The 1,813-nt window shown below is 61.3% G+C and carries 2 protein-coding genes and 1 pseudogene; 1 reads left to right on the plus strand and 2 read right to left on the minus strand.

What is annotated here, in order from left to right:
- Positions 1–121 (plus strand): annotated as a pseudogene (locus ABYW26_RS14180) (SlyX protein); the annotation flags it as partial.
- Between the two features lie 31 nt (positions 122–152).
- Here the strand turns inward: ABYW26_RS14180 and ABYW26_RS14185 are convergent.
- Positions 153–1,142 (minus strand): leishmanolysin-related zinc metalloendopeptidase, encoded by a 990-nt coding sequence (locus ABYW26_RS14185; protein WP_372605562.1) that lies wholly within the window; start codon positions 1,140–1,142, stop codon positions 153–155.
- A 149-nt stretch (positions 1,143–1,291) separates the two neighbouring features.
- On the minus strand, positions 1,292–1,813 hold a 522-nt coding region (locus tag ABYW26_RS14190; protein ID WP_372605563.1), incomplete at its 5' end, for a M3 family metallopeptidase.

A 1,813-nucleotide genomic window follows, 5' to 3' on the forward strand; every position in this document is an offset into this window, starting at 1 on the left:
GGTGGATGAGATCGCCCGCCTGACCAACCGAGTGCGCATGTTGATGGAACGCGAGGCCGAGCGCGAAGTGGCCGAAGGCGGCACCGTGCCGATGGCCGATCAGCGCCCGCCGCATTGGTAAGGGCTGCGGCGGTGCGGTGTTTCGCCAACGCTTAGGCGAACTCGATCCCCAAATCGCCGCTGGCCTCAATTCCGCTGGCATCGGTGGCCAGCGTATAGCCAAGATCTTGCAGCGCTGCGACGCTCCAATCCGACAGATAGTTTGCCCCGTCCCAGTCATCGGTCGGGTCCGAATTTCCGTTATCTTCGTAATAGCCGATATAGCCGGTCATCAGTTCCAGCTGATAGGTCTCTTCATCCCAGTGACCGCCCGCCGTGCCCGACCCGCCATCGGTTTCAACGAACACGAACCCGTCGCCATTATAGGCCGCCAGAACCGCCTCGCCGATGTAATAGCTTTCGACAATGTCATCGGTCGGCTTTTTCGTGCCATTGTCGTCAACCACTGCGGTTTCGACCAAACCGTTGTAATTCCACAAGGTTCCAAAGCCCAGCACATGCATCATCTCGTGCAGGATGATGTCGTCGAACAGCCCGGCGGCCGAATAGGCCTCGGCGTCGGCAATGTCGAATTCCATCACACCCATGATCGGCGTGTAATCGGCCGAGCGCACAACCGTCGGCCCCGCCTGCCCCAGAACACCACCCGTGCCGTCGATATTGGTCAGCGAGGCCTGGATCACGATGTCGTCGATCGCCTGACCGTTATAGACGATGTCAGGCATGTCGCCGATGATCACGGTCGACAGGAAATCGGCCGCGGCCTGAAACTGAACCTTCAGGTAGTCCGGCCAGTCGCCCATGAATTCGATGGTGATGTTGAACTCAAGTGAATCGTCCACATTCGGATCGCCGCTGATATAGACGTCGGTCACCGTGGGCTCGGTCCCGGTCGTGCCGCCGGGATTGCCACCCCGGCCACCGCCGCCGCCGCCGCCGCCGCCGCCCTTGGCGTCATAGCCGCCATCCAGAACGATGTAATCCTGATTGGCCACCGCATGAAGCGCCGAGACCGTCGAATTCCCGAACAGCGCCTTACCGCCTCCGCTGGCCATGAAGTCTGTGAAATTCCCGGATGACATGGTGTCTCTCCCAATCCTTGGCCCCCAGAACACTCTATACGATTCCCGCCCGAAACCCAAAAAAATAGGTTAGTTCGAAATAGCCTTTGGGAAAGCGGCGCCCAATTGATCGCCACCCCCGATCAATTGGGTGCGCCAGATCAGATTATCTACGCCGGTTCGGCCACCAACAGGCCGCGCCCCTTCAACAACGCCTCGACCCCCGGCATCCGACCCCGGAATTTGGTATACAGGGTCTCGGCCTCTTCCGAGCCGCCCGCCGACAGGATGAAGGTCTCAAGCTTACGCGCGACATCGGCATCAAAGGCGCCCCCGGCCTCGTCAAAGGCGGCAAAGGCATCGGCATCCATCACCTCGGACCACATATAACTGTAATAGCCCGCCGAATATCCGTCGCCCGAGAACACATGCGCGAAATGCGGCGTCGCGTGGCGCATCCGGATCGCGTGCGGCATGCCCAGATCCTCCAGAACCCGCGCCTGCGCCGCCATCGGATCGGCGGGGGCCGCGCCCTCGTGGAACGCCAGATCGACCAGCGCCGAGGCAACATATTCCACCGTCTGGAACCCCATGTCATAAGTCGCCGCCGCCAACAGCCGATCCAGCATATCGCGCGGCATCGGCGCGCCGGTCTTGGCATGCGTGGCGAATTCCGCCAGCACCTCGGGCAC

The sequence above is a fragment of the Actibacterium sp. genome, from assembly GCF_041584535.1.
Taxonomy (GTDB): domain Bacteria; phylum Pseudomonadota; class Alphaproteobacteria; order Rhodobacterales; family Rhodobacteraceae; genus Actibacterium_D.

Excerpts from the sequence above, each read along its gene's own strand:
- ABYW26_RS14185 (WP_372605562.1), bottom strand. The coding sequence starts at position 1,142 with ATGTCATCCGGGAATTTCACAGACTTCATGGCCAGCGGAGGCGGTAAG.